This window comes from Pseudomonas fluorescens (genome assembly GCF_900215245.1).
Classification (GTDB): Bacteria; Pseudomonadota; Gammaproteobacteria; order Pseudomonadales; family Pseudomonadaceae; genus Aquipseudomonas; species Aquipseudomonas fluorescens.
This window is the reverse complement of sequence record NZ_LT907842.1, coordinates 4,158,741-4,183,995: the sequence shown is the minus strand read 5'-3', so window position 1 is coordinate 4,183,995 and position 25,255 is coordinate 4,158,741. Positions and strand designations below refer to the sequence as shown.

At 55.2% G+C, this 25,255-nt stretch carries 23 protein-coding genes; 3 read left to right on the top strand and 20 right to left on the bottom strand.

Going from position 1 to position 25,255, the window contains the following annotated elements:
* Nucleotides 1-2: 2 nt before the first annotated feature.
* The 6 genes from CPH89_RS19580 to kdpF all read right to left on the bottom strand — a co-directional run bounded on the left by CPH89_RS19580 (nt 3) and on the right by kdpF (nt 7,929).
* Nucleotides 3-692: a response regulator gene (locus CPH89_RS19580; protein ID WP_053255124.1), complete on the bottom strand. Its 690-nt coding sequence runs from the start codon at nt 690-692 to the stop codon at nt 3-5.
* Nucleotides 693-729: 37 nt separating this feature from the next.
* On the bottom strand, nt 730-3,381 hold the full coding sequence (locus tag CPH89_RS19575) for a sensor histidine kinase (RefSeq protein WP_053255123.1): 2,652 nt from the start codon (nt 3,379-3,381) through the stop codon (nt 730-732).
* Nucleotides 3,382-3,455: 74 nt separating this feature from the next.
* Nucleotides 3,456-4,001, bottom strand: coding sequence for a potassium-transporting ATPase subunit KdpC (gene kdpC / locus CPH89_RS19570; protein WP_053255122.1), 546 nt, complete (start codon nt 3,999-4,001; stop codon nt 3,456-3,458).
* A 64-nt stretch (nt 4,002-4,065) separates the two neighbouring features.
* Complete coding sequence (gene kdpB, locus CPH89_RS19565) at nt 4,066-6,123, bottom strand: potassium-transporting ATPase subunit KdpB (RefSeq protein WP_371850832.1); 2,058 nt, start codon at nt 6,121-6,123, stop codon at nt 4,066-4,068.
* Between the two features lie 12 nt (nt 6,124-6,135).
* Nucleotides 6,136-7,830, bottom strand: a complete 1,695-nt coding sequence (kdpA, locus tag CPH89_RS19560) for a potassium-transporting ATPase subunit KdpA (protein ID WP_053255120.1) — start codon at nt 7,828-7,830, stop codon at nt 6,136-6,138.
* A gap of 9 nt (nt 7,831-7,839) precedes the next feature.
* Nucleotides 7,840-7,929 (bottom strand): K(+)-transporting ATPase subunit F, encoded by a 90-nt coding sequence (kdpF, locus tag CPH89_RS19555; protein WP_003218754.1) that lies wholly within the window; start codon nt 7,927-7,929, stop codon nt 7,840-7,842.
* A gap of 393 nt (nt 7,930-8,322) precedes the next feature.
* Here kdpF and eat point away from each other — a divergent pair, with 393 nt between their 5' ends.
* Nucleotides 8,323-9,687, top strand: coding sequence for an ethanolamine permease (eat, locus tag CPH89_RS19550; protein ID WP_053255119.1), 1,365 nt, complete (start codon nt 8,323-8,325; stop codon nt 9,685-9,687).
* Between the two features lie 111 nt (nt 9,688-9,798).
* Nucleotides 9,799-9,966 (top strand): DUF2897 family protein, encoded by a 168-nt coding sequence (locus CPH89_RS19545; RefSeq protein ID WP_064502997.1) that lies wholly within the window; start codon nt 9,799-9,801, stop codon nt 9,964-9,966.
* Between the two features lie 8 nt (nt 9,967-9,974).
* Here CPH89_RS19545 and CPH89_RS19540 read toward each other — a convergent pair whose 3' ends face one another.
* Together CPH89_RS19540 and CPH89_RS19535 are read right to left on the bottom strand one after the other, a co-directional pair.
* Nucleotides 9,975-10,823 (bottom strand): urea carboxylase-associated family protein, encoded by an 849-nt coding sequence (locus CPH89_RS19540; RefSeq protein WP_053255118.1) that lies wholly within the window; start codon nt 10,821-10,823, stop codon nt 9,975-9,977.
* A gap of 15 nt (nt 10,824-10,838) precedes the next feature.
* On the bottom strand, nt 10,839-11,483 hold the full coding sequence (locus tag CPH89_RS19535) for a GntR family transcriptional regulator (protein ID WP_053255117.1): 645 nt from the start codon (nt 11,481-11,483) through the stop codon (nt 10,839-10,841).
* Nucleotides 11,484-11,616: 133 nt separating this feature from the next.
* Between CPH89_RS19535 and CPH89_RS19530 the strand changes: the two genes are divergently transcribed.
* Nucleotides 11,617-12,195, top strand: coding sequence for a TetR/AcrR family transcriptional regulator (locus tag CPH89_RS19530; protein WP_053255116.1), 579 nt, complete (start codon nt 11,617-11,619; stop codon nt 12,193-12,195).
* A gap of 25 nt (nt 12,196-12,220) precedes the next feature.
* Here the strand turns inward: CPH89_RS19530 and CPH89_RS19525 are convergent, their stop codons facing one another.
* The 12 genes from CPH89_RS19525 to CPH89_RS19470 form a co-directional block, all read right to left on the bottom strand.
* Complete coding sequence (locus CPH89_RS19525; RefSeq protein WP_053255115.1) at nt 12,221-12,553, bottom strand: ComEA family DNA-binding protein; 333 nt, start codon at nt 12,551-12,553, stop codon at nt 12,221-12,223.
* A 196-nt stretch (nt 12,554-12,749) separates the two neighbouring features.
* Nucleotides 12,750-14,747 (bottom strand): polysaccharide biosynthesis protein, encoded by a 1,998-nt coding sequence (locus tag CPH89_RS19520; protein WP_162232018.1) that lies wholly within the window; start codon nt 14,745-14,747, stop codon nt 12,750-12,752.
* A gap of 116 nt (nt 14,748-14,863) precedes the next feature.
* Nucleotides 14,864-15,424: a sugar transferase gene (locus CPH89_RS19515; RefSeq protein WP_053255114.1), complete on the bottom strand. Its 561-nt coding sequence runs from the start codon at nt 15,422-15,424 to the stop codon at nt 14,864-14,866.
* Between the two features lie 25 nt (nt 15,425-15,449).
* On the bottom strand, nt 15,450-16,556 hold the full coding sequence (locus CPH89_RS19510; RefSeq protein ID WP_053255113.1) for an acyltransferase family protein: 1,107 nt from the start codon (nt 16,554-16,556) through the stop codon (nt 15,450-15,452).
* A complete protein-coding gene (locus tag CPH89_RS19505; RefSeq protein WP_053255112.1) occupies nt 16,549-17,559 on the bottom strand; it encodes a UDP-glucose 4-epimerase family protein in 1,011 nt (336 codons plus the stop codon). The genes CPH89_RS19510 and CPH89_RS19505 overlap by 8 nt, the downstream gene beginning before the upstream one ends.
* Before the next feature lie 2 nt (nt 17,560-17,561).
* On the bottom strand, nt 17,562-18,668 hold the full coding sequence (locus CPH89_RS19500; protein ID WP_053255111.1) for a DUF1972 domain-containing protein: 1,107 nt from the start codon (nt 18,666-18,668) through the stop codon (nt 17,562-17,564).
* Entirely contained in the window at nt 18,658-19,752 is a 1,095-nt protein-coding gene (locus tag CPH89_RS19495; protein ID WP_053255110.1) for a glycosyltransferase family 4 protein, read from the bottom strand. The genes CPH89_RS19500 and CPH89_RS19495 overlap by 11 nt, the downstream gene beginning before the upstream one ends.
* 9 nt (nt 19,753-19,761) lie before the next feature.
* Nucleotides 19,762-20,451, bottom strand: coding sequence for an acyltransferase (locus tag CPH89_RS19490; protein WP_053255109.1), 690 nt, complete (start codon nt 20,449-20,451; stop codon nt 19,762-19,764).
* Nucleotides 20,451-21,326, bottom strand: coding sequence for a glycosyltransferase family protein (locus CPH89_RS19485; protein WP_141125151.1), 876 nt, complete (start codon nt 21,324-21,326; stop codon nt 20,451-20,453). Before CPH89_RS19485 ends, CPH89_RS19490 begins: the two co-directional genes overlap by 1 nt.
* Nucleotides 21,301-22,536 carry a hypothetical protein gene (locus CPH89_RS19480; RefSeq protein ID WP_053255107.1) on the bottom strand — a complete coding sequence of 412 codons (1,236 nt, stop codon included), beginning with the start codon at nt 22,534-22,536 and terminating at the stop codon, nt 21,301-21,303. Before CPH89_RS19480 ends, CPH89_RS19485 begins: the two co-directional genes overlap by 26 nt.
* Nucleotides 22,533-23,981 carry a hypothetical protein gene (locus tag CPH89_RS19475; RefSeq protein WP_053255106.1) on the bottom strand — a complete coding sequence of 483 codons (1,449 nt, stop codon included), beginning with the start codon at nt 23,979-23,981 and terminating at the stop codon, nt 22,533-22,535. Before CPH89_RS19475 ends, CPH89_RS19480 begins: the two co-directional genes overlap by 4 nt.
* 13 nt (nt 23,982-23,994) lie before the next feature.
* Complete coding sequence (locus tag CPH89_RS19470) at nt 23,995-25,254, bottom strand: O-antigen translocase (protein WP_053255105.1); 1,260 nt, start codon at nt 25,252-25,254, stop codon at nt 23,995-23,997.
* Nucleotide 25,255 lies beyond the last annotated feature (1 nt).

Below are 25,255 nucleotides of genomic sequence, written 5' to 3'. Positions count from 1 at the left end.
ACTCAGGCATTTAACAACCGATACCCCACACCCGCCTCGGTCACAATAAACCGCGGCTGAGTCGGATCGTCCGCGAGCTTCTGGCGCAAGTGGCCGACGACGATGCGCAGATAGTGGCTGTCTTCGGTGTGAGTCGGCCCCCAGATATCCTTGAGCAGTTGCTGCTGGGTAATCACCCGCCCAGGATGCCGCGCCAATTGCGCCAGCACCGCATACTCCTTGCGGGTCAGCGCGACTTCGACGCCGTCCAGCAACACGCGGCGATAGGCCAGGTCCACCGTCAACGGGCCGAAACTCAAGGCGGCTTCCTGGGCTTCTCCCGCCGGGGCCTGACGCAGCAATGCGCGCACGCGGGCGAGAAACTCCTGGATCCCGAAGGGTTTAGTCACGTAGTCATTGGCGCCGCTATCGAGGGCTTCGACTTTCTGCACTTCACTGGCGCGCACCGACAGCACCAACACCGGCACCGTCGACCACTCGCGAAACTCGCGCAACACTTGCTGGCCGTCCATGTCGGGCAAGCCAAGGTCGAGCACCAGCAAATCCGGTTTGCTCAATGCCGCTTGGGCCAGGCCTTCGTTGCCGGTGCCGGCCTCGATCACCTTGTAGCCCTGGGAGGCCAGGCTGATCCGCAAGAATTTGCGGATCTGCGGTTCGTCATCAATGACTAAAATCGTCGCGGTCTGGCTCATGGTGTCCAATCAAAATCCGTGGAGAAAAGAGGGTAGCTCAAGGCTCGCGTTCCAGGCCAGGCTGTGTCGGCAATGGCAGGAACAAAGTGATGCAGGTGCCCCGCCCTTCAATGCCCTCGGCGACGCTGATACGGCCACCGTGGGCGCCGACCATGCCCTGGCAGATCGCCAGGCCCAGGCCGGTGCCCTGCCCGCCACGATCACCGCGGGCGGCGGTGTAGAACATATCGAAAATCTTCGCGCGCTCGTCTTCGGGAATGCCGGGGCCCTCATCGGCCACCGCAAAAAACAGCTGGTTGTCCGCCACACCAGCAGTCACCTCCAAACGTCCCTGGGGCGGAGAGAAACGCGCGGCGTTTTCCAGCACATTGACCAGCGCTTGCTCGATCAACGCGGCGTGCACGTACAGCAACGGCAACTCCGCCGGCACGTCGGTTTTCACCTGCAACGGCGCCAGCACCGCGCGTAAACGGCCCAGTGCACTGCCGACGATATCACCGGGCGCGACCCAATCACGCGCCAGCTTGAGTGCGCCGTGGCCCAGGCGCGTCATGTCCAACAGGTTCTGGATATAGCGGTCCAGGCGCTCGGCTTCATCGCGAGTGCCTTCGAGCAATTCGCGGCGATCTTCCAGGGGAATGGCCTCCCCGAGGGCCAACAGGCTGTCGATGCTGCCACGCATGGACGTCAACGGTGTGCGCAAATCGTGGGACACCGACGCCAGCAAGGCGCTGCGCAGTTGCTCGGTCTCGCCGTGCAGGCGCGCGGACTCCAGCTCCTGTGCCAATTGCGCACGTGCCAAGGCCTGAGCCAACGGTTGGCTCAGTGCCGTCAGCAGGCGACGGCGTTGGCCGCTCAATTCCAGGCCCGGCTTGGGGCTCACACCGAGCAGGCCCAAGGGCCCCTCCTCACCCGACAGCGGCCACCACCACCAGCGCCCAAACGGCAACGTGCCGGTGCCCATGCCGGCCGGTTGATCATGCTGCCAGGCCCAGTCGGCGGCGGCGCGTTCGGATTCCGTGAGGTTCAACGGCGAACCCGTCTCGACCTTCCAGCCGCCCTGGCCGTCGCGATTGACCAGGCACAGGTCCAGATCGCTCCAGCCTTCCAAATGATGGGCCGCCGCACTGATTACCGCCTGGCGGTCGGTGGCGGCGGTGAGTTTGCGCGACAGGTCGAGCAGCTCGCTGGTTTCTTCCTGAGTATCCCGCAAGGCCTGTAGCTGCCGACGCTGGCGCGCGGCCAGGTTGCCGGTCAACGCGGCCATCAGCAGGAAAAACAGCAGGGTCAACACGTCCTCTTCACGCTGGATAGCGAAGGAGAAACTCGGCGGGATAAACAGAAAGTCATAGGTCAGGAACGACAGCGCCGCGCACACCAGCGACGGCCCGAGGCTGCTGCGCACACCGACCAGCAATACCGCCGCGAGAAACACCAGGGAGATATTCGGCAACGGCAACACGCTGGCGACCGCCCAGGCCAACGCCGCCGCCACCACGGTCGCGACTACCGCCAGGCCGTAGTCGAACCACACCAACCCACGCACATCCGGCAGGCGTGGGGGCGCGGGCATGTCATCGCTGTCGAGGACGTTGATTTCCAAGCCACGCGCATTGCGCAGCAGGCGCGCCGCCAGCCCGCCGCCGAACAAACGACGCCGCCAGCGCATACGCGACTGCCCGACCAATAGCAGGCTGGCGCGGCGTTCGGCAGCATGTTGAATCAGTGTCTTCGCCACCTCCCCCGCCCGCAGCAGCACCACTTCCCCGCCAAGCCGCTCGGCGAGTTGCTGCGCGTTTTGCAACCGCAGGCGCGATTGCTCATCCCGCGCACGGCCGTTATCGATATGCACCAGGCTCCACGGCAAATGCCGACGCTGGGCGACACGGCTGGCGTGGCGCACCAGGCGCTCGGCCTGCGCATCGCCATCGATCCCGACCAGCAAGCGGCCACGGACCGCCGGCGCGGCCTGGCCGAGTTGCCGATAACCCTGGGCCAAATCGTCATCGACGTGGGCGGCGGCGGTCTGCATGGCCAACTCGCGCAAGGCCATGAGGTTGGTCTGGGTGAAAAACGCATCAATGGCCGCGCGAGCCTGTTCCGGTACATACACCTTGCCGTCGCGCAGGCGTTCAAGCAGCTCGCGCGATGGCAGGTCGATCAGCAACAGTTCGTCAGCTTCTTGCAGCACCCAGTCCGGCAGGGTTTCGCGCACTTGCACGCCGGTGATGCCGCGCACCTGGTCATTGAGGCTCTCCAGGTGCTGGACGTTGACCGTGGTGAACACGTTGATGCCGGCGGCGAGCAGCTCCTGAATGTCTTGCCAACGTTTTTCATGGCGGCTGCCGGGAGCGTTGCTGTGGGCCAGTTCGTCGACCAGCACCAGTTTGGGCTTGGCCGCGAGCAGGCCGTCGAGGTCCATTTCTTCGAGCATCACACCGCGGTATTCACTGCGCAGCAACGGTTGTTGCGGCAGGCCGCTGAGCAACGCTTCGGTCTCGGCACGGCCATGGGTTTCAACCACCCCGGCGACCAGGCGCACGCCCTGGCGCAGTTGGGTGTGCGCGGCCTGAAGCATGGCGTAGGTCTTGCCCACACCCGGCGCGGCGCCGAGAAAGACTTTGAGCCGGCCACGGCCGTCCCGTGGCAGGTCGGCTAACAGGGCATCGGCGCGGCCGGAGTCGCTCATGCTTGGGTTCCTTCAGGTATTCAAGTCACTGAACATCCAGTGTGGGAGCGGGCGTGCTCGCTCCCACACGGAATTCAGAGTTTTTCCAGCGCCATGTTCAGCGCCAATACGTTGACCACCGGCGGCCCTACCAGCGGGCTTTCGATGTGCTCATCGAGCAAGCGTTGCAGGGTCGCCACCGGCACATTCCGCGCAGCTGCCACACGCGCCAGTTGATAGGCAATCGCCGCGGGTGGCAAGTGTGGATCAAGACCGCTGCCGGAGGTAGTTAGTGAGGCAAGAGGCACCGGCCCCTGCCCTGCCACCAACTGTTTGTTGGCATCATCAAAGATGCGCGTTGCCAATGCCGGGTTGCTTGGGGCGAGGTTACTCGCGCTGCTGGAAACCGTCGCGAACGCGCCCGCCGATGGGCGCGGATGGAACCAGCCGTCACCGGTAAAGTCCTGGGCAATCAGGCTTGAGCCGCGCACTTTGCCGTCGGCATCACGCACCAGGCTGCCGTTGGCCTGAGCAGGAAAGGCGACTTGCGCGACACCGGTCACGACCAGTGGGTAAGCGACGCCGGTGATCAGGGTCATGAGTACCAGCAGGCTCAGGGCCGGGCGGATCATGGTGGACATTTCAAATTCCTCACGTGAGTCATTGCAACCTGTGGGCGCCAGCCTGGCCCCCACAGGAATCGGGTCAAACCAGGTGCAGCGCCGTCAGCAGCATGTCGATCGCCTTGATGCCCACGAATGGCACCAGGATCCCGCCCAGCCCGTAGATCAGCAGGTTGCGACGCAGCAACGCCGCCGCACTCGCTGCCTGTACGCGCACACCGCGCAACGCCAGGGGAATCAGCACCACGATGATCAGGGCGTTGAACACGATGGCCGAGAGAATCGCGCTCTGCGGGCTCTGCAAGTGCATCACGTTGAGCACGCCCAGTTGCGGGTAGATCGAGGCGAACAGCGCCGGCAGGATCGCGAAGTATTTGGCCACGTCGTTGGCGATGGAAAAGGTCGTCAACGCGCCGCGCGTCACCAGCAACTCTTTGCCGATCTGCACCACATCCAGCAATTTGGTCGGGTCGCTGTCGAGGTCAACCATGTTCGCCGCTTCACGCGCCGCCTGGGTGCCATCGTTCATTGCCATGCCGACGTCCGCCTGGGCCAGTGCCGGGGCATCGTTGGCACCGTCGCCGCACATGGCGACCAGGCGACCGTCATTTTGCTCATGACGAATGCGTGCGAGTTTTTTCTCCGGGGTGGCTTCAGCCAGCACGTCATCCACGCCGGCTTCAGCGGCAATCGCGGCAGCGGTCAACGGGTTGTCGCCCGTCACCATCACGGTACGGATCCCGAGTTTGCGCAGCTCGGCAAAACGTTCGCGGATGCCGGGTTTGACCACGTCTTTGAGATGGATCGCACCGAGCAATTTGCCATCGGCGCACACCAGCAATGGGGTACCGCCGCTCTGGGCGATCTTGTCGATTTCCCGTGACAGCGCCGGTTGCAGGTCGCGACGTGGCTGGCCGATAAATGCCAGCAGCGAATCGACGGCGCCTTTACGGTACACCCGGCCCTGATAGTCGACACCGGACAGGCGCGTTTCAGCACTGAACGGCACAGAGGTCAGTTGATCCAGTGTCGGCTCGGCCTGAGGGTGCAAGGCACGCAGGTATTCGACGATGGATTTACCTTCTGCCGTGTCATCCGCCAGGGAGGCCAGCAACGCACCTTCGGCCAACTCACGGCCACTGACGCCGGGCGCAGCGATTACTGCGGCACAGCGACGGTTACCGAAGGTGATGGTGCCGGTCTTGTCCAACAGCAACACATGCACGTCACCTGCCGCTTCCACCGCACGTCCGGACTTGGCGATCACGTTGAGGCGCACCAGGCGGTCCATACCGGCAATACCGATGGCTGATAACAGGCCGCCGATGGTGGTAGGAATCAGCGTCACCAGCAGTGCGACCAGGAACACCAGCGGCAGGTTGCCATTGGCGAAGTGGGCGAACGGCTGCAGCGTGACCACCACCAGCAGGAAGATCAACGTCAGGCCGATCAGCAGGATATCCAGCGCGACTTCGTTAGGGGTCTTCTGGCGCTTGGCGCCTTCCACCAGGGCGATCATGCGGTCCAGTGTGGACTCGCCCGGGTTGACGGTGATGCGCACCAGCAGCCAGTCCGACACCAGGCGTGTATTGCCGGTGACGGCCGAACGGTCACCGCCGGACTCGCGGATCACCGGGGCGGATTCGCCGGTAATTGCCGCTTCGTTGACTGCGGCGATACCTTCGATGACCTCGCCATCACCGGGGATCATTTCCCCGGCGGCAACGCGTACCACGTCGCCTTTACGCAGGCTGGTGGCCGGTACGACCTTGAAGCTGCCGTCGGCTTCCTTGCGGCGCGCACTGAGGCCTTCGCTGCCGGCTTTAAGGCTGTCGGCGCGGGCTTTGCCGCGGCCTTCGGCCAGGGCTTCGGCGAAGTTGGCGAACAGCACGGTGAACCACAACCACACGGCGATTTGCACGGCGACGAAGGTCGGCACCGCGGTGTCAGGCACGAAGCACAGCACGGTGGTCAGCATGGCGGTCAATTCGACCACCAGCATCACTGGCGAGCGTTGCAGTTGGCGTGGGTCGAGCTTGACGAAAGCCTGGACCAGCGCCGGGCGCCACAGGGCTGACATGGCGGTTTTTGGCGACTCCTGAGTGTTCACGGGAGCGGCATTTTTTGCAGGCATATTCATTTTCATATCCCCTTAGAAGCCCATGCTCAGATGTTCAGCAATTGGGCCCAGTGCCAGCGTCGGCAGGAAGGTCAGGCCGCCCACCAGCAAAATGGTCACGGTCAACAGGGTCACGAACAGCGGGCCGTGGGTCGGGAAGCTGTTCTGGCCAATCGGCGCGGTCTTCTTCATCGCCAGGCTGCCGGCCAGGGCCAGTACCGGGAGGATGTAGCCGAAGCGGCCGATCAACATCCCCAGACCCATCATCAGGTTGTGGAACGTGGTGTTGGCACTGAAGCCGCCGAACGCCGAGCCGTTGTTGGCACTCGCCGAGGTGTAGGCATACAACAATTGACTGAAACCGTGCGGGCCAGGGTTACTGATAGCCCCCGCCGGACCCGGCAGGCTGGCGGCGATGGCGCCCAGTACCAGGGTGCCGATCGGCATCACCAGCAAGGTCACCACCAACAACTGCACTTCCTTGGCCTGGAGCTTCTTGCCGAGGTATTCCGGGGTGCGGCCAATCATCAGGCCGGCGAGGAACACGGCGATCAACACGTTGAGCAGCATGCCGTACATACCGGCACCGACGCCGCCGAAGATCACTTCGCCGACCATCATGTTAACCAGCGCCACCATCCCGCTCAGCGGGTTGAGGCTGTCGTGCATGCCGTTGACCGAACCATTGGACGCCGCCGTGGTGGTGACCGACCACAACACCGTGGCGGTGGTGCCGAAGCGCACTTCTTTACCTTCCAGCGGCGCGGTTTGTTCCACAGCGGGATTGTTCAGGGTCGGATTCGGCTGGTATTCGGCCCACAGCGAGGTCGCGCCGCCGATCAGGAACAGGGCCAGCATGCAACCGAGAATCGCCCGGCTCTGGCGCAGGTCTTTCACGTAGTGGCCGAAGGTGAACACCAGTGCCACCGGGATCAGGATGATCGCCGACAACTCGAACAGGTTGGCCCAGGCAGTCGGGTTCTCAAACGGGTGTGCCGAGTTGACACCGAAGAAGCCGCCACCGTTGGTGCCCAACTGCTTGATCGCAATCTGGCTGGCCGCAGGGCCCAGCGGGATCACCTGGTCAACGCCTTGCAGGGTCACGGCGTTCACATAGTGAGCGAAGGTTTGCGGGACGCCCTGCCAGACCAGGAACAGCGCGAACACCAGGCACATCGGCAGCAGGCCGTAGAGGGTGGCGCGGGTCATGTCGACCCAGAAGTTGCCCAACGTCTTGGTGGATTTGCGACCGATCCCACGGCACAGGGCGACAAGGACCGCCAGACCGGTGGCCGCGCTGACGAAGTTCTGCACGGTGAGGCCGACCATCTGGCTGAGGTAGCTCAGCGAGGCTTCACCGCTGTAGTTCTGCCAGTTGGTGTTGGTCATGAAACTGACCGCCGTATTGAAGGCCAATGTCCATTCCTGACCCGGCAATTTCTGCGGGTTCAGGGGGAGCACGTCCTGGAACAGCAAGATCGCGAATAGCAACACAAAGCCAGCCAGGTTGAACGCCAGCAATGCCAGCGTGTATTTCTGCCAGCTCTGTTCCTGATGCTCGTCCACGCCCGAGAGGCGATAGCACACCCGCTCGACAGGGCCGAGAACCGGCGACAGCCAGGTGCGCTGGCCCTCCATCACCTTGTAGTAGAACCGCCCCAGGAACGGTGCCGGCACCAGTACCACGGCAAAGAAGGCGATGATCAGCCAATAGTCATAACTGTGCATAGCCTGCTCCTAGTTCCGATCCGCGCGTAACAGCGCAACCAGCAGATAAATGAACAGTGCCACGGCCAATAGCAGTGACACCCCGTCCAGAACGCTCATGGAAGTCTCTCCGTTTTGCGGCGATTGCCGCGTGTGGGTCAATTGTCGGCAGGAGTGGCGTAAAGGAACGAGAGCGAGGGTACGGTCAGGCCGTAAAGACGGCGTAAAGAGTGGGTTTATGCGCGGTTTACACGGGCGTGTTTTGACGGTTGCGGCCTCATCGCAGGCAAGCCCGGCGCCCACAGTTGACCACAACCCCAAGTGGGAGCCGGGCTTGCCCGCGATGGCGGCAGTTCAACCACCACCGCCCTTAACTGGTGCAATGACAGAAATTTTCAAACGCCAAACGATCTCCTCGGCGACAGTTCGGCGTCTTTACGACACCGCATTGCACAATGGCATGGCCGCTGCAACACCCTGAATCATTCCAAACCGTTCAGGGAGCGCTACACGATGAACACACAACTCAAACCCACCTTGGGCACCTTGCATTTGTGGGGTATTGCGGTCGGGCTGGTGATTTCCGGCGAATACTTTGGCTGGAGCTACGGCTGGGGCGTGGCCGGTACGCTGGGCTTTCTGGTGACGTCGTTGATGGTCGCCGCCATGTACACCTGCTTTATATTCAGCTTTACCGAACTGACTACCGCGATTCCTCATGCGGGTGGCCCGTTTGCCTACAGCCGTCGCGCGTTTGGTGAGAAAGGTGGCTTGATCGCCGGGCTAGCGACATTGATCGAATTTGTCTTCGCACCGCCCGCCATTGCCTTGGCTATCGGCGCCTACTTGAATGTGCAGTTTCCGGCACTCGACCCAAAACATGCAGCGGTCGGGGCTTACCTCGTGTTCATGGGCCTGAACATTCTCGGGGTGAAACTCGCGGCGACTTTCGAACTGGTGGTATGCGTGCTCGCGGTCGCGGAATTGTTGGTGTTTATGGGGGTGGTCGCGCCGGCGTTCAGCTTCAGCAACTTCGCCCTCAATGGCTGGGCCGGTTCTGACACCTTTGGTGCTCCAGCGATTGCCGGGATGTTTGCAGCCATTCCTTTCGCCATCTGGTTCTTCCTCGCCATCGAAGGCGCGGCGATGGCTGCCGAGGAAGCGAAAGATCCCAAGCGCACCATTCCCAAGGCCTACATCAGCGGCATTCTGACCCTGGTAATCCTGGCCATGGGCGTAATGTTCTTCGCCGGCGGCGTGGGCGACTGGCGCACCCTGTCGAACATCAACGACCCGTTGCCGCAAGCCATGAAATCCGTGGTGGGTGACAGCTCCGGCTGGCTGCATATGCTGGTGTGGATCGGCCTGTTCGGCCTGGTCGCCAGCTTCCACGGCATCATCCTCGGTTATTCGCGCCAGTTCTTTGCCCTGGCCCGTGCCGGTTACCTGCCGTCTTTCCTTGCCAAATTGTCGCGTTTTCAAACGCCGCACCGCGCAATCATTGCCGGTGGCGTGGTCGGTATCGCCGCCATCTACAGCGACGGCCTCATCAACCTGGGCGGTATGACGCTGACGGCAGCGATGATTACCATGGCCGTGTTCGGTGCCATTGTGATGTACATCATGAGCATGCTCAGCCTGTTCAAGCTGCGTAAGACTGAACCGCTGCTGGAACGCACGTTTCGCGCACCGGGTTATCCGATCGTGCCGGGCATCGCGCTGGTGCTGGCGATGGTGTGCCTGGTGGCCATGGCGTGGTTCAACGCACTGATCGGACTGATCTTTTTAGGCTTTATGGCCGTAGGGTTCATCTACTTCCAGCTGACCGCACAAGACCGCGCCGATGCACCGGCGGATGCAATGCTGACAGGGCTCTAAGGTTAACGGGACGGAACAGGCCTACAATGAACTACTAAGAAAGCCTGTTACTCAAAGCAGTTATTACCGTGGGAAAATTCTCCCACGGTAGTCCGTCTCAAGGAGAGCCTTATGCCGTGGTATGCGTGGTTGATTTTAGTGGTAGCGATCGGATCGATCGTCGGTGGGCTGCTGATGCTGCGTGACAGCGCCAACAAGGTGGAACTCACTGACGAACAACGCAAACGCGTAGCCGATCGCAACGCGCAGGCGGATGCCAAGGATGCGCAAGATCGCTGAATCCTGAGCTACTCCCAGTCCGCCTTGGCAATCTGCAACCCGTGCTGGCCTTTATAGGCGGCACGTTCGGGCTGGCGCCAGCCCTTGAGCAGCTCATCCTCCAAACGATAAACCTCAACACCCAATGGACGACACACCGTCAGCGGGTCTTGCGCGTCCGGCCCCCACATCGGCAACGACAGATCGCCGCCAGGGCACGTCGACAGCGCACACAACAAATCGATCTCGGCAAAAAACTCCAGGTAATCGCCCTTCTGCGCCGGGCAGGCTTTCATGAAGTACATGTCGTCATGATTGAGGCCCGTGCACTGGAAAATATTCAGCACGTCGTGCACGTCGAACTCCGTCAGGCCGTGGGGCAACACAGCTCGAGTCAAGTTGGAGTGGCAATGGTGATGGAAATCTTCGCCGGTCAGCATACGGTTCACATACGGATCACAGCGCGTACCGAGCAAATCGTGCAGGCGCCCACCATGTTCATCAATGCCATAGCCCGCCAGGCTGTCATCGGTGATGGTCACCAAGGGCCGCAGAAAAGGCAGGTTCGACCACAACCGGTCATGGGTACTGACATGAGCACCTTGCAACTGCCGCGTGCGCGCTGCCCATAACCGTTCGCGCGGGTCATTGGCGTTCCACACATTGAAGTCGCCTACCTGCGGGCCCACCGGGGTGGTGACACGGAACACGTGCCCGGCCGGCACCTTCCACGCCCTCCCCGTGCGAATCGGCACCTCAAACTGCTCGACCAGCGTACGTTTATCCGCCTGTTCGCGAATACGTTCGTAGAACGCTGTGTCCACTTGCAGCGCCGAGCCTTTGCTGACCTGATAAGCGGCCGGATAGTCTTTGTACATGATGCGGTTCCTCAATCAGGGTTGGGTAAACAGGGCCAATGACAGTCGTTCCGAATCCTCCAGGTACACGCTCATCGCTGTGCCTGCCGCCGGTTTATCGCCTTGGACCAATAACGCGTAAATCTCTCGGTCTCGCTCCAGCCAGGGTGACTGGAAGCGTTGCTCATCGGGAGCAGCGCAGAACGCCAGGCGCAGCTGGGCAATGACCTGGGCGAAAAACTCATCGAACAATGGGCTGCGCATCAGCGCGACAATCTGCTGGTGGAACACCAGGCTGTGAGTCGCCACCGCGCGCCAGTCTTCACGTTCCCGGGCCAGCGTGGTGGCCTCTATGGCGCTTTGCATACGCTCGGCCTGGTCGTGCGTCAGCGCGCGGCTGTGGGCGATGGCCTGTAATTCCAGGGTGCGACGTACGACGAACAGGTCACGCACTTCATCGCGCTCCAGCCGCCGAACCATCACCCCTTTATTGCGTACATAGCGGGTGAGGCCCTCCTGCCCCAAACGGTGCAGCGCTTCGCGGATCGTATTGCGCGAAGCGTTATAAGCCTTGACCAGATCTACCTCGACCAGCGCCATTCCAGGCAACAGGCGTCCACCCATAATGTCAGCACGCAATTCGAGCGCAATCTGATCGGCTAAAGACAAACTAAGCGCCATGACCACCTCAAGATTGTTGAACAATCACTGAACCAAATGTAATCACTTTTCATGCCAATGCAGATGCACCTAGTTCGGATGGGTAAATAGGTTCAACTTCGTTAAAATACGCGCTCGCTCCCGAGGCAGTCCTATGCGTTATTCAGCAGACCATAAAGCCCAGACTCACCAACGCATCATCAAGGAAGCCTCCGTACGCTTTCGCCGCGACGGGATTGGGGCCACCGGGCTGCAACCCTTGATGAAAGCTTTGAACCTGACGCACGGCGGGTTCTATGCGCATTTCAAATCCAAGGATGAACTGGTGGAAAAAGCCCTGCAGGCGACTGCTGCAGAACTGGATGCGCATTGCGAAGCGCTGTTCAATCAGGAACGGCCGCTGGATGCATTCATAGACAGCTACCTGTCTGAATGGCACCAGACCTCACCGGAGCAAGGTTGCCCGCTACCGACCATGTCTTCGGAACTGGGCCAAAGAGGCCAGCCTAGCCCGACCACGGATGCGGTGCTTGGGGCTCGGTTGAAGCAAGTCGAAGCGGCCTTGGGAAACGCGGATGCCGATGAGCAAAGCCTGATGCTGATGTCGACACTGGTAGGCGCGCTGGTACTGGCCAGGAGTGTCGAAAGTGCAGCGTTGGCAACCCGGATCTTGAATGTGGTGCGCACCACATTGAAAGCGCAGGTTGTAGAGCAAGAAAAGGCCGGTCACTGACCGGCCTTTTTTACAATAATGTCCCTTAGTTGACCACCAGCCTGTCGCGGTTCTTCTCCAGCAACGCCTTACCGATACCTTTTACTTCCAGCAACTCATCCACCGCCGTGAAGGGGCCATTACTTTCACGATACGCGATGATCGCCTTCGCCTTGGCGGCGCCAATACCAAACAGGTCGCGGCGCAGGGTTTCCGCATCGGCAGCGTTCAGGTTGACCTGGGCAGATTGCTCAACCTTGGTCATCTGTGCAGCGATCGGGGCGGGAGCTTCGGTTTTGACAGACGGGGCAGCCGTGGCCGCTACGGAGATGCTCGCGAGGAAGGCAAAGATCAGGGAAGAGATAGAGGTTTTTTGCATTGGTGACGCTCCATGACATCAATAAAAGAAAAGCAGCTTTCCGAAGCTGCCTTCCTAACTTAGGTGATGTTGGGAGAGAGTCAAAAGTGACTGGGTTACAGAGTGTGTTTCATATTCCTCAACGGCCAGCTGGCCTGACTCAGCGCTGGTAGCGCACCCGCTTTGAACGGTATCAGCGGTTATGTAACCGTTGATCTCACGGCTCAAGTCGGCGCTGCTGGTAGATCCAATCGACGATTTCCCCGTCCGGCGTGTAACCGCTGACGGTGTCCCGCAACAACTGGCGAACACGGCTGAAATCGTCCTGATCCACCGCCGCAAGCAATTCGGAGAGCTTGAGCTTTAGAGTCTCCCAAGGCAGATAATCTTCATTGGCACTCATGATCATCGGATGTTGCGTCGCGACGACGTTGTCCCCAATCAGCAATTCCTCGTAAAGCTTTTCTCCCGGTCGCAACCCGGAAAACTCAATGGCAATGTCACCATGAGGGTTCTTGTCGGAGCGCACACTCAGCCCTGACAAGTGGATCATCTTTTCCGCGAGTTCGACTATTTTTACCGGTTCGCCCATGTCCAGCACGAACACGTCGCCGCCCAGGCCCATTGAACCGGCTTGTATGACCAACTGAGCAGCTTCAGGAATGGTCATGAAGTAGCGGGTGATTTTGGGGTGCGTGACGGTCAGCGGCCCACCGGACTTTATCTGCTTGTGAAACAGCGGAATCACCGAGCCGGAAGAGCCCAATACATTGCCAAATCGAACCATCGTGAACCGGGTTTTATTCACGCGGGAAACGTTGGACTTATCACCGAACAACACCGGTGCAAGTTCGCGGCTGAGTGCCTGAAGCGTCAACTCGGCAAGACGCTTGGTGCTGCCCATGACGTTAGTCGGACGCACCGCCTTATCCGTGGAAATCAGCACAAAATTCGAGGCCCCGGCCTGGACGGCCGCCTGAGCCGCATTGAGTGTGCCGATGACATTGTTCAGCACTCCCTCTGCGATATTGTGCTCGACAATCGGCACATGCTTGTAGGCAGCAGCGTGGTAAACCGTGTCGACCCGCCACGCTTTCATCACATCCAGCAGCTTTGAAGGGTCACGCACTGACCCCAGGATAGGCAGCAGTTTTACCGGCAACGATTTTCGGGTAATGCGCTGTTCCAACTCAGACAGAATGCTGTAGAGGTTGAATTCGCTGTGTTCAAACAACAGCAGGGTTTTGGGCTTCAACTCCAGGATTTGCCGGCAGAGCTCTGAACCTATCGAGCCACCGGCCCCGGTCACAAGGACGCTCTGCCCCTTGATGCAATGCTCAAGCAAATCAGCTTGTGCGGGGACCGAATCACGACCCAGCAAGTCAGCAATATCGACCTCCTGAATATCATCAACCTTGACCCGTCCACTGGCGAGGTCCATAAACCCCGGGACGCTGCGCACGTGTAACGGAAACCCCTCAAGAAAACCAAGAATCTCACGACGCCGGCCGCGGTTGGAGGAAGGCAGTGCCAGGAGGATTTCTTGAGCACCGGTAGCGTCGATCATCCGTTGGATATGCTTGGGCTTGTAAACCTGAAGGCCGGAAATGACGCGTTCCGAGATGGTGTCATCGTCGTCAATGAACGCAACCGGGCGCATCACACGCCCCATGCGAAGTGCCGCGACCAACTGGTTGCCGGCGGACCCCGCACCATAAATCGCCACCCGCGGCAGGCCATCCTCACGGCTGGTAAATGGTACGTGCTGGGCCGCTGCAAACCAATCGCCGAGGAAGTACTGACGCATGGTCAGGCGCAAACCGCCGACCATAATCAAGCTTAACCACCAGTAGTTAAAGATAATGGACCGCGGCACGACGTTCTGATGATTGCTATACCAGTAGACGACTACACCCAGAATCAAAGCCGAAAGGCTGACGGCTTTGATAATGGCGACGAGTGCGTCGTTGCCAAAATAGCGCATAACAGCACGGTACATACCAAAGCGAATGAACAACGGAATGGCAACCACCGGCGCGGCTAAGAACAACCACAGATGCATTCTGACCGGGTTGATCATCTCGTCGATTCCGAGACGGACTAAAAACGCTATCCACAGCGCTAAAGAAACCAGTACAACGTCCGCCAATACCTGTATCAGTCGTTTTTGATGACGAGGTAGCTTCAATAGCCAAGCACGCAACCGGTTTATCATGACTCACCTACCGCCCATGCGTTAGATCAAAATTTTTTGACTGCGCGATAAACGCAGTACAAAAAACACACTGTACACCGCTAACCTAAACAGGCCAATCACGCAACGCGATGCAATTAATGGGAAACACCGTCCCGCTTGATTACCTTCATGGCGGTCAAAAACAAGATTTTCAGATCGAAAAGAACGCTCATATTTTTCGCGTAATAAGCATCATAGTCAACCTTGACCGGAATCGGCAGTTCGTCCCGTCCATTAACCTGCGCCCATCCAGTGAGGCCTGGGGGAATGAGGTGCACGCCTTGCTGGGTTCGTAACTCAATGAGGTCCGCTTGATTAAACAGCGCTGGCCTGGGCCCGACAAAACTCATATCGCCAACAATAATACTCCACAGTTGAGGCAACTCGTCCAAACTGGATTTACGTAGAAAGTTGCCAATAGGCGTTAAGTATTGGGAAGGGTCCAGGAGTAGATGCGTAGCGACTGCCGGTGTGCCTGTACGCATCGAGCGAAACTTCGGCATCCTGAACAGTACATTATTCACGCCTACCCGGTCCGACCAATAAAGTGCGGGCCCTTTTGACGTCAACTTTACTGCCAGGGTGACAAGCACAATCGGAATCAGCAGTATGAGCAAAGCGACCAGGCTCAGCACAAGATCAAAAAAACGCTTCATTTCCCACCAACCTTATCATTCAAAACTATTTAGGTGAATACTTGGCAAACTTTCCGGACAGCTTCGCACAGGCCTGAGACAGTCTGGACGCAATCTCTTTCTTGCGCAAAATGCAGGGTTGCTCGATCACGTGCCAAGAAAGCACAGCAGGAACAAGAGCAACAGGTAATGCCAGGATAATCATCTGCGCAGGGGATATCCCTTTGTAGAGATGAGCCAGAATCTCTTGAGTGGGAAAGGCATAGATATACAAACCGTACGAGTAATCACCCAGTTTATTGTACTGCCGTGCAAACCACTGTGTGTTAAAGGCGACGAAGAACACAGAGTAACTCCACGCCACCACGAACACCTCGACAAACACAGGCGTCCTGTAGAGACACAGGGCCGCCACCCACCCCAGCGCCAGGTACCAGATGTTCAACTGAATCTTAAATCGGTAGGCGTACAAGAACATGCCGATTACAAACGCGAAACTCCACTGCACCCAGCTACGCAACTGGAAACCGAAGACCATGTATTCGTTCTTTTGCAGCACGTTAAAAACAACATAAAACAAAAAATACACTGCAAAAAATACCGAGACCCGGCGCAGACGTGTCAAACAACCGACGACGCCGAGTGCAAACACCATCGCATACAGCAAAACTTCATAATATAACGTCCACAGAGAACCATTGATACCGGGGTAAGGGTTATCCTGAAACAGGCCAGGCAACTGAAACTGAATATCCTTCAACTTCAAGTTCCCGGTAATATACCTATGCACCTCCTTGGCGGAGAAATAATCGTGCAGACTGAGTTCAGTGAACAGGGGACCGACCACCCACGCACTTAACAGCAGCACAACTAAAAGCCCAGGATACAAACGTAAAAACCTCGCAACAACAAAGTCAATCTTTGTCTTTGAACGCTCGTAACTCAGCGATATAAAAAATCCCGAAATACAAAAAAAGGTGAATACGCCTAATCCGCCTAGCGTTATCCCGAGTTGCGCCATCAACGGCTCGGTTTCAGCCGCGCCACGAGAGAGCGGGTAAGAATGAGAAACCAGTACGAAGAACGCCGCGACCATTCGGATAAAATTGAAATTATTATCCCTCGACTTAAGCAGTTCGGCCAGGTTACCCATGCGATGTTCCACTTTGTTGGGCTAGATAATGTCGGGCCGTGATAGCAAATGCCTCATCAATGCTGACGGGAGGGGCCCAACCCAAGCGCTCGCGCGTATCAGTAATGTCCACTTGGAGAGACCCGCACAGCCGCTGCAAAAACGCCTGTTTACCCACCAAGGTTGCCGCAGCGTTTAAAAGAAAATAGGGAAATGAAAAAACGCGTGACGACTTATTCATGGCTATGGCCAGTTTTTCCAGAATCTGCCCAATAGATAAATCATTATCGTCGCTGACCAGAAACACCTGATTGGCTGCTTGCGGGTGCTTAATGCACACACAAATCAAATCCACCAGGTTATCAATGAAAACCAGGCTTCGACGGTTATCAATAGTACGAAAAGGCAGCGGCAGTTTCTTGTTCACGATCGAAAGCATGCGTTCAAAGTTCGCCTTCACATCTGGGCCATACACAAGAACAGGCCTGATTATCACGACGTCCATCGAGGTTCGCCCCGCCAGCGCCAGAAGCGCCTGTTCGGCTTCCAGCTTGGACACACCGTAGTCGTCAAGCGGCGCCGGAATATCCCGCGAGGTAAACGCAGTGTGAGCTGGGGTCTCTTCGCCGTTCACTTTGATCGAGCTGATAAAAATAAACCGTTTTACACCCGCATCGGCTGCCTGCTGGGCAAGCTTGAGCGTCGCGTCCACGTTGACCTCACGAAACGCCTGCAACGGGTTGCTATGCGTTTCATTCATGACGTGCGCACGACCTGCGGAGTGTATGACGACGTCGACTCCCAATAATGGGACCTGCCAGTCGATATCGTCCGTCAGCGACCCGACAATAAACTCCTGCACACCAGGCACGGGGGGAACACGCCTTTTACGGGTGACGCTGACAACCGGATACTTACCATCGACCAGCGCATTGAGCACTGAACGCCCTACGAAGCCGGTCGCCCCCGTGAGCAGTATTTTTGGTGTGTCTGGAACAGGGTGGAGGCGTGCATCATCCAACATATTCAAGCCTTATCAGCTGAAAGTAGCGATTTGAACAACTTATCATATTGAGAAGAGACACCTTCCCAACGATAACGACGCGTCGCAATCTCGTGCATCTTTTCACTCAATTGCGCACGTTCAGCTTCATTGGCGAAAAGGCTGGCGGCACTCTCGATCAATGCCTGACTGGACGAAAAGAACTTTGCGCAGTCTTCGGTAGAAGCGCGGTTGAACGACACATCGAAAGCAATGACAGGCAAGCTCAACCACATCGCCTCAACCAACGATGGGTTGGTTCCACCGGCGCTGTGGCCATGAATATACACAGTGGCATTGCTGCGCAACGGGCTGAGCTCATCACCGTTGTAAATAGGGTCGAGTAAGTGCAGGTGCGCCATGCCCGAATATTTATCCTGTAGCGCTTTGCCGTACTCACTGTGTTTCCAATTACCCACGATCACCAACGGCAACCCGCTGGTGCTAAAGGCTTCAATGATGATATGAATATTATTTTCAGGCTCAATCCTGCAGACGGAGAACGCATAGGGTTTACAAAGGAAAGGGTAACGCTGCAGATCCGACTCGGCCAGCACGCTGGTTTTGGCCTGATCGCCACCATAGGCGATGAGTGTGCTCTCACGCCCGTATTCGTTACGCACATAATCCTGAAGAACTTTGTTATCCGTGACGATGGCATCTGAATATTTAACCGCCACCGCTTCTGAAAACTTCAAAAATTTCTTAGCCAGAAATGACCACTTGGCACGTTTCCATTCATAGCCGTCAATATTGACAACAATTCTCTTCTTGGTCAGCATCTTTAAAAAAGGAAGTGCGATGCAGCCGGAAACCCCGAGTATCACCAGTACGTCATTTTTCCTATAGGCATGCAGCATACTGATGATGTCATAGGGAATACTTTGCACGCCGTTAGCTTTCAGCGGAACGTAAACCAAGTTGGCGTTACGATATTTCGCCGGCCGGGACGCGTACGACGTCGAGCTGCAATACACCGAAATGTCGTACACTTGATCCAGATACGTTATCAATTGTTCTGATAACGTCTCCCATCCACCGTACTGCGCCGGGAGACCGACCGTACCGATAACTGCTAATTTAACGCTCATTAAATACCCCAAGCACACTACTTTCAAAGTTATCAACTGAGAAACTAAGCGACTTTAATTTTGCAGCTTCAGACAAGCGAACGCACACTTCTGGATTCTTCTGAAGAAATTCCACTCGAGCGGAAATTCCCTCAACCTGACTTGAATCCATTAAATATCCTTCCTTGCCATTCGTAACCAGTTCGACAGGCCCACCCACCGGAGGGACAATACAAGGCACTCCAAATGAAAGCGCCTCGAGTATAGTCAGTCCAAATGTCTCCACCCATTCTTTCGGTTTCGAAAGACTAAGCAAAACATTCGCCTTCTGATAATAAGGAACGACATCCTCACACCGTGAAACAATAGTCAGGTTTCCAGGACAGCTTATCCCCGAAAAGTACTCAGCTACTTCAGTATCCCCTGCGCCCAGCACCAAGGTAAATTCAAGTCTTTTGTTATGCGTCAACATGCTTGCAACTTGTATAAACTCACCGACACCCTTATAGGCCTTTAGAGAACAAATCATCAATACACTGAACTGTTCACTGGGTTGAGTATGATACGTGTGATGCGCAGCAATACGTGCCATACCCTGTGGGATCGCATTATAAATCACCTGACTTTCTACCGCAGGAAAACACTCGGCATTCGCTAAAAAATGCGAAACGAAAACATTTTTACTTGAGCACTTTGCAGCCACCCACCGCAAGAAAAGCTTTAGCGGCCTTGGGCGGATCGACGTCTCATGAATGTGATAATAAACCTTAATACCCAGTAACTTTCCCGCCAACGCCGCACCAAACGGAAGCAGTGTATTGACGTAAAAAACCGTTGAAGACTTACGATAACTCATTAATTTAAAAAACAAAATCAGCTGTGAAAGGCTGTAACTCAATAACGTCAAATATTTGCTTTCGAAACGTTTGTAAAAATAGCGTCGTTGCACACACGGCGCAGAAGAAAGGAAGCCATCGCCGCCCTTCCCACCCAAAAACAATTCGACGTCAGCGCCCTCGCTTGAAACCGTCTCAATAACCTGCGAAAGAACCTTCGGGCTCCCGCTATAGTCATTCAGCAAATGGAAAAATATTATCTTCTTCACGACACGTCCTTAGCTGCGTTCTTTTATGCGCTTTGCCGGAACACCCGCGTAAATCGAGTTAGCCGCATATCGTCCAGCTTTCAAAACAGCGCCTGCCGCAACAACACAACCGTCCTCAAGAACCACACCGTCCAGCACGGTCACCTTGGCACCTATCCAGCAATTATTGCCGATCTGGATCCCTTCGTTATTGACGCCCTGAAGTCTAATAGGCTGGGTGGTATCAGAAAAATTATGATTCTCCGAGTGAAAGGAGACATAGTTTCCGATGATTGTGTCATGCCCAATAGCAATGCCCCCGGCGCAGCCCAAAAAGCTACCACTTCCGATACCGACATCGTTGCCAATCGAAAGCCCCTCACCCAATTTAGTCAAGCTGCCGGTACACTCGATGGTAACATTTTTCTTTAAGGAAACCCCTCGCCCAAAAACGATACCTTTGATCGCTAACGCGTCGATAAAACAACCGTCATCGATCATGAGTCCCTTACCCGCTGTAATCATTGATCGGGCTTTCACGGTAACATTTTTTCCCACAAGAATGACTGAACGTCTCCTGAAGATGAAGAAACCATTGATGGCCATGCACACTTTCGAAAAAACCAATTTTAAAAGATAACCGTCCGGAATGCGTCTATCAATTTTGATACCTCGCTTCCTTATTTTAAGAGAAAGAAACTCAACCAGTTCGATCAGCATTATTTCTTTCCTCTAAAAGACGAAATATAGGAACGCAAAAAACCTGTACTTTTATACGAGAGACTCTTTCTAAGCGAGGCCACTAGCAAATACATCTCCATCACACAGTGAAAGAGATACCCCCTGCGCTCAAAGATCACTCGAAAGCCGCGGATCATTTCCTGAAAACGAAAAACAGCCCGCTCGGCGCTGTCCGACGTATGCTCGGAAAGATCGTGTTGTAGAACAGTGTCCAGTACATAGAAGTGCGAATAATAGGACTCGTATCTGACAAAAAATGCAGTGTCCGTCGCGTAGAACTTGAGGCGCTCATCAAAAAGCGGCGACATTCTTTCATAGCATGACTTGTTGAATATTACGCCACTGTTGATAGCGAGCTTGTTAACCGAGGCGTTCATACCGCTATCAACGTGCTCGGACAAGCGGCCGAAAAACCACACGCGTCGGCCTGGGCTGATCAGTGTTTCTCGGGAGTAGATTTTAGGGAGCATAACCCCGAACGAGTGCGGCGCTGAGGTGGCCTCATATTTAAGCGCAGTAGAGAGTGCATCGACATAATCCTGACTGGCATAGTCTGTATCATCGTCGGAAATCATGAAATGCGTAGCACCGTTAGTAAAGGCCATATCGGCTACGCGATTATAGACATGTGGCAAGCCATCATTATCACCCTCAAGCCAGGTTAAACGTTCGCTCGATAATGCGGGCGAGCAAGACGGCGTATTGTTCCACACATAAAAATCAACAGAAATGCCGTGCGCCTGAAAGCGCACGCGATTGTTCAGCAACGTCGTGATAGCAGCCGAGTCTTTATAATGCCTCTTATAAAGCACAATCAATATCGAAAGCTTAGCGTGCACGATATTTAGACTCATCGATTACCACCACTATAATTAGCGCAAAAAGATACAGCACAACACTGTTAGTGTAAGACTGGAAAAAAAAGCTGCTCAGAAAAAATGGATAACTGATGACCAGGTAATCGGCCACTCCCCTCATGAACACATCACCGCCAACACGCATCGCTTGAGTGATCGCGACGACCTTACTGTAAAAGCAGATCAACCCCATCATGATCGCCACCCCCAGATAACCCGAGGATGCGAGAAGATTCAGCCACAGCGAATCAAACCAGTGCAACTGCCCCGGCCCGATCGCTCCGAACCCCAAGCCAAGCGGCATCGTGTTAAGGGATCCAAGAACCACATACCATTGACGAACCCTGTCAAGAGCCGACAGATCCTCCGTATACCCCAGCGCGAGGTATAAAAATATAGAACCCGTCACCGACAGGAAATAACCATACCCTAGCAAACTGATGAATAGCTTTCGGCGAAACAACTGTAAGACCGCCAGGAAGAGGACGGCCGATATCATGCCAATAGCAGAGGTTCTCACCGATCCATAAATGATCAGCACGGTCGAAAAAATTGCGACCACCGTATATAAAAAAAACCTTGAATCGTAAGATCTTTTCCTGATCGTCTGCGCAAGCAGGCACAGCGTAAACAGTGCGGTATTCAAAATAAATGCTGAAAACTCCAGAGTACCGGTAAAAAATCCGGACATCCTGGGATTGCCGTCCCTCATGGAGTTATAGGTCTCCAATGTAAATCCTTTCTCAGACAGCAACGGCCAGTACCAGAACTGCTCCGGGTCACTGATCGTCTGATATTGATACAACGCATACCCGCCTGAAATAAAAGTCATCACCACCAGTGTAGAAAATATAACACGCAACTTAGTCTCAAGCGTTAACCCCATACACACCGCATTCACCGTCAATGCAAAGAGCACCGGCATAGCAAATGATCGAAACATCCGAAAGGACGCCTCTGTAAAATCACCGCACACGCAATAGAACACTAAAAAGAATAAAACCAACAGCAACGGCGTTTTATATCTACTCGGAAGCGTAAAGCGAGTACCCGCATAAAAAAATGCAATCAACACCATTAATAAAATATAAAGCAGTGCGGCGCCTTCACGCCAAGCGCCCACAACGCTGGGAGCGTGGAGCGTTAAAATAACGTAATCTGACAGCATCAGCATTATTAAAAAAAAGCGCAGGCCTAACGCACTCATACTTTACCCGGCCTATTTTTTTTGCCACCCTGCCTTTTAAGCTTCAAACAAGCTAATTTGAGGGCAACCTTAACTTTTTGTGTGGCACTGAGTTCAAAAAACAATGCCGGTAAAAAACGCTTATCAAAATCAATTAATCTAGACACGACCGCCGGTGGAATCGCCGTGGTTATTTTCCCCGCCTGCTGGTAGACGGCTATATCCCCAGTCCATGTGACGTACGCCTCCATCTCATTCGCACACATAGCGCCGTCATACAGGCACGCTTGATAACGGGATTTAACTGCCTCATAGCCATTAACGGCCAACACCGACTGTATAATTTCGCTACCGTTCTGGCAATGTAGAATGCTCGCAATAAAATCATCGACACTTTCATCTTTTAAATTATCCGCAGGCGAATAACCTTGTACGGGGGCGCGCAGCCCAACACACCGACGGCCTTTAAAGAGTTGCTCCGCAAACGCGGTTCCCCCCGGGGTAGGATAACTATCAACGTAAAAATCCGCTGATTCTAAAAGCTTTAAATAACTTTCGTAGGGCACAGACGATAATATCTTGAATCGGCTCCAGTACCTGAGCTTTAACGGCCACCACCAGAAATTTGTAAGCGGACTGGCGCCGACAATCCAGAATGTCGAGTGTTTAAATTCAGAAAGCACTCTGTGAATGGCGGGTCTCAGATCATAGTGCTTGACCGGCTTAAACTTGAATGGAGATGCTGCGCTGAAAAAATTTAACGCATCCTGTTTGCCAGGCAAGCGGTGAGTCTTTGTGACGAGGGTACTTGTCAGCGGAATCCCCAGAAACGACTTCTGCCCGCTGATTGTCTTCTTCATATCCCGGCGTCGACCGAATGTACTAAGTTCAAAGTACACGTCCGCCACCGAACTGCCGTAGGTGAACACGTGATCTGCGTGATTGACGAAAAAGACCTTAGCCTGGGTAAAACTCTTCACTATTTTGCACGCAATAACAGAAATCATGTCATCCGGATGAATATGCAAAACAATCCGACGGTACGATTTAAGCGATTCTACGATTGCAGCGATTTTCTCCAGAGGTGTATAAGCGCCTATAACCGTACACGTGTCAAAAAACCCGCGGGTACGCTCAATCGCTTTCTCATCACTTTGCCGAGTTATCAGCAGATCCGGTTTTTCCCGGTGCATCGTGGAAAGCTGCTCCATCAGTCGAGTATGACCACCGATCAGATAGGGCTCAGAAATCAGATGAATACAATCTTTTGAAGGCGTGTGACCACTATTGTTTGGCAATACATCCGTGCACCGCGCGGTTAACAGGTCTTCAAGCTCGGGGTCGTCATAAATACCTTTATCAACCGCCCAGAGTATTGCCCCATACACCTCAGACAATTCGAGACTCTTGTTAACGTCTTCTTGCGCTAAAATCAGGTCGCGGATTGAAGATAGCAAGCCACTCATGGTCAAAACGTCCTCACCCAGCGTTATTTTTATTTAATTTTCTGTAAATAAGAAAATACATGACTAGCCAGTACACCCCGTAGTTAAGCGCATGTGCCCACGTCACCCCGACAGGGCCGCCTACCTTCGTCAGTGCGACGGTCAACAGGTAGAACCCGAGTGAAAAAAACACTTCCGTAAGGATATACATCTTCACCATTGCCTTGCCCAACATCAGGTAGGCAAGTATCCAACTGGCAATCTTCAGCGTGTCACCGAGCATCTGCCAGGCAAAAAAGTCTCTCATCGGGCTAAACGCGCCGGTGAACAGCAGACCGATTATGAAATCTCTTAAAATATAGATAACCAAACCACAGACCATGGCAACAGGCAAAATCAATTTGTAGCCTTGGACAATCTCTCTCTTAATCTCCTGAGGGTCGACCAACTCGGACAACTTGGGTAAAAAATACAACCCGAGCGTTGTGGTCACCAGCAATAGATAAGCCGTACTTAAACGCCACATGGCCTCCCAGTACCCCGCTGTTTCCCAGCCAAATTCCGAGCCCAGATAGTTCCGCACCAGGATATGACTAACCGGCACGCAGGCCGCTGTCGTGAGCGCCATTGCAGTAAATTTGGTCAAATTTATCGCGACTTGTTTATCCAGTTTTCCAAACAGATTCGACAAACGAAACCACGGTGTTCTGTAGCACAGCAGGCATGTCACAAAAAAAGCGATTGACTGATACAACACCAACGAAATCAGTGCGCCGTACAAGCCAAACTGAGTCACCATGACGATAATGACTAAAAGCGAAAGAACGCTTCCTCCGATGTTTGCGAGAATGTATCGATTGATTTCCTTTTTGCCGTTAAGGATCGCAAGCAGCAGTGTATTGAATGAAAAAAAGATAAGCGTAGCCGCGCACCAGATGAAAACGCTGTAGAGCGATTCGTCGTTAAAACACCATACCGCCAGGGGTTTACTGAATAGAATAATAAGGATGGAAGTCAACACGGAGCCAACACAAGCAATCGTACCCGCCGTGCGCCATACGCGGTGCTGCGCGCCCTCATCGTCTTGATATTCAGCGGTGTATTTTGTCACGCCGGTACTGATGGCGCCCGTTGAGAAGGTGGTCACCATCTGCACTGCGTTTTGGAACTGGCCCAGCGCTGCGTATCCAGAGGGCCCCACATAGATGGCCAACATTTTATTGATGCCCAACAAGGTGAGCATTTTAATCACTACAGCAATGCCGTTGAGAAAGCTTGTTTTAAGCAGTGTCATA

What these genes read in the sequence shown, in the direction of transcription:
- CPH89_RS19580 (WP_053255124.1), bottom strand. Translation starts at nt 692, where the DNA reads ATGAGCCAGACCGCGACGATTTTAGTCATTGATGACGAACCGCAGATC.
- CPH89_RS19575 (WP_053255123.1), bottom strand. Translation starts at nt 3,381, where the DNA reads ATGAGCGACTCCGGCCGCGCCGATGCCCTGTTAGCCGACCTGCCACGG.
- kdpC (WP_053255122.1), bottom strand. Translation starts at nt 4,001, where the DNA reads ATGTCCACCATGATCCGCCCGGCCCTGAGCCTGCTGGTACTCATGACC.
- kdpB (WP_371850832.1), bottom strand. Translation starts at nt 6,123, where the DNA reads ATGAATATGCCTGCAAAAAATGCCGCTCCCGTGAACACTCAGGAGTCG.
- kdpA (WP_053255120.1), bottom strand. Translation starts at nt 7,830, where the DNA reads ATGCACAGTTATGACTATTGGCTGATCATCGCCTTCTTTGCCGTGGTA.
- kdpF (WP_003218754.1), bottom strand. Translation starts at nt 7,929, where the DNA reads ATGAGCGTTCTGGACGGGGTGTCACTGCTATTGGCCGTGGCACTGTTC.
- eat (WP_053255119.1), top strand. Translation starts at nt 8,323, where the DNA reads ATGAACACACAACTCAAACCCACCTTGGGCACCTTGCATTTGTGGGGT.
- CPH89_RS19545 (WP_064502997.1), top strand. Translation starts at nt 9,799, where the DNA reads ATGCCGTGGTATGCGTGGTTGATTTTAGTGGTAGCGATCGGATCGATC.
- CPH89_RS19540 (WP_053255118.1), bottom strand. Translation starts at nt 10,823, where the DNA reads ATGTACAAAGACTATCCGGCCGCTTATCAGGTCAGCAAAGGCTCGGCG.
- CPH89_RS19535 (WP_053255117.1), bottom strand. Translation starts at nt 11,483, where the DNA reads ATGGCGCTTAGTTTGTCTTTAGCCGATCAGATTGCGCTCGAATTGCGT.
- CPH89_RS19530 (WP_053255116.1), top strand. Translation starts at nt 11,617, where the DNA reads ATGCGTTATTCAGCAGACCATAAAGCCCAGACTCACCAACGCATCATC.
- CPH89_RS19525 (WP_053255115.1), bottom strand. Translation starts at nt 12,553, where the DNA reads ATGCAAAAAACCTCTATCTCTTCCCTGATCTTTGCCTTCCTCGCGAGC.
- CPH89_RS19520 (WP_162232018.1), bottom strand. Translation starts at nt 14,747, where the DNA reads ATGATAAACCGGTTGCGTGCTTGGCTATTGAAGCTACCTCGTCATCAA.
- CPH89_RS19515 (WP_053255114.1), bottom strand. Translation starts at nt 15,424, where the DNA reads ATGAAGCGTTTTTTTGATCTTGTGCTGAGCCTGGTCGCTTTGCTCATA.
- CPH89_RS19510 (WP_053255113.1), bottom strand. Translation starts at nt 16,556, where the DNA reads ATGGGTAACCTGGCCGAACTGCTTAAGTCGAGGGATAATAATTTCAAT.
- CPH89_RS19505 (WP_053255112.1), bottom strand. Translation starts at nt 17,559, where the DNA reads ATGTTGGATGATGCACGCCTCCACCCTGTTCCAGACACACCAAAAATA.
- CPH89_RS19500 (WP_053255111.1), bottom strand. Translation starts at nt 18,668, where the DNA reads ATGAGCGTTAAATTAGCAGTTATCGGTACGGTCGGTCTCCCGGCGCAG.
- CPH89_RS19490 (WP_053255109.1), bottom strand. Translation starts at nt 20,451, where the DNA reads ATGCTGATCGAACTGGTTGAGTTTCTTTCTCTTAAAATAAGGAAGCGA.
- CPH89_RS19485 (WP_141125151.1), bottom strand. Translation starts at nt 21,326, where the DNA reads ATGAGTCTAAATATCGTGCACGCTAAGCTTTCGATATTGATTGTGCTT.
- CPH89_RS19480 (WP_053255107.1), bottom strand. Translation starts at nt 22,536, where the DNA reads ATGAGTGCGTTAGGCCTGCGCTTTTTTTTAATAATGCTGATGCTGTCA.
- CPH89_RS19475 (WP_053255106.1), bottom strand. Translation starts at nt 23,981, where the DNA reads ATGAGTGGCTTGCTATCTTCAATCCGCGACCTGATTTTAGCGCAAGAA.
- CPH89_RS19470 (WP_053255105.1), bottom strand. Translation starts at nt 25,254, where the DNA reads ATGACACTGCTTAAAACAAGCTTTCTCAACGGCATTGCTGTAGTGATT.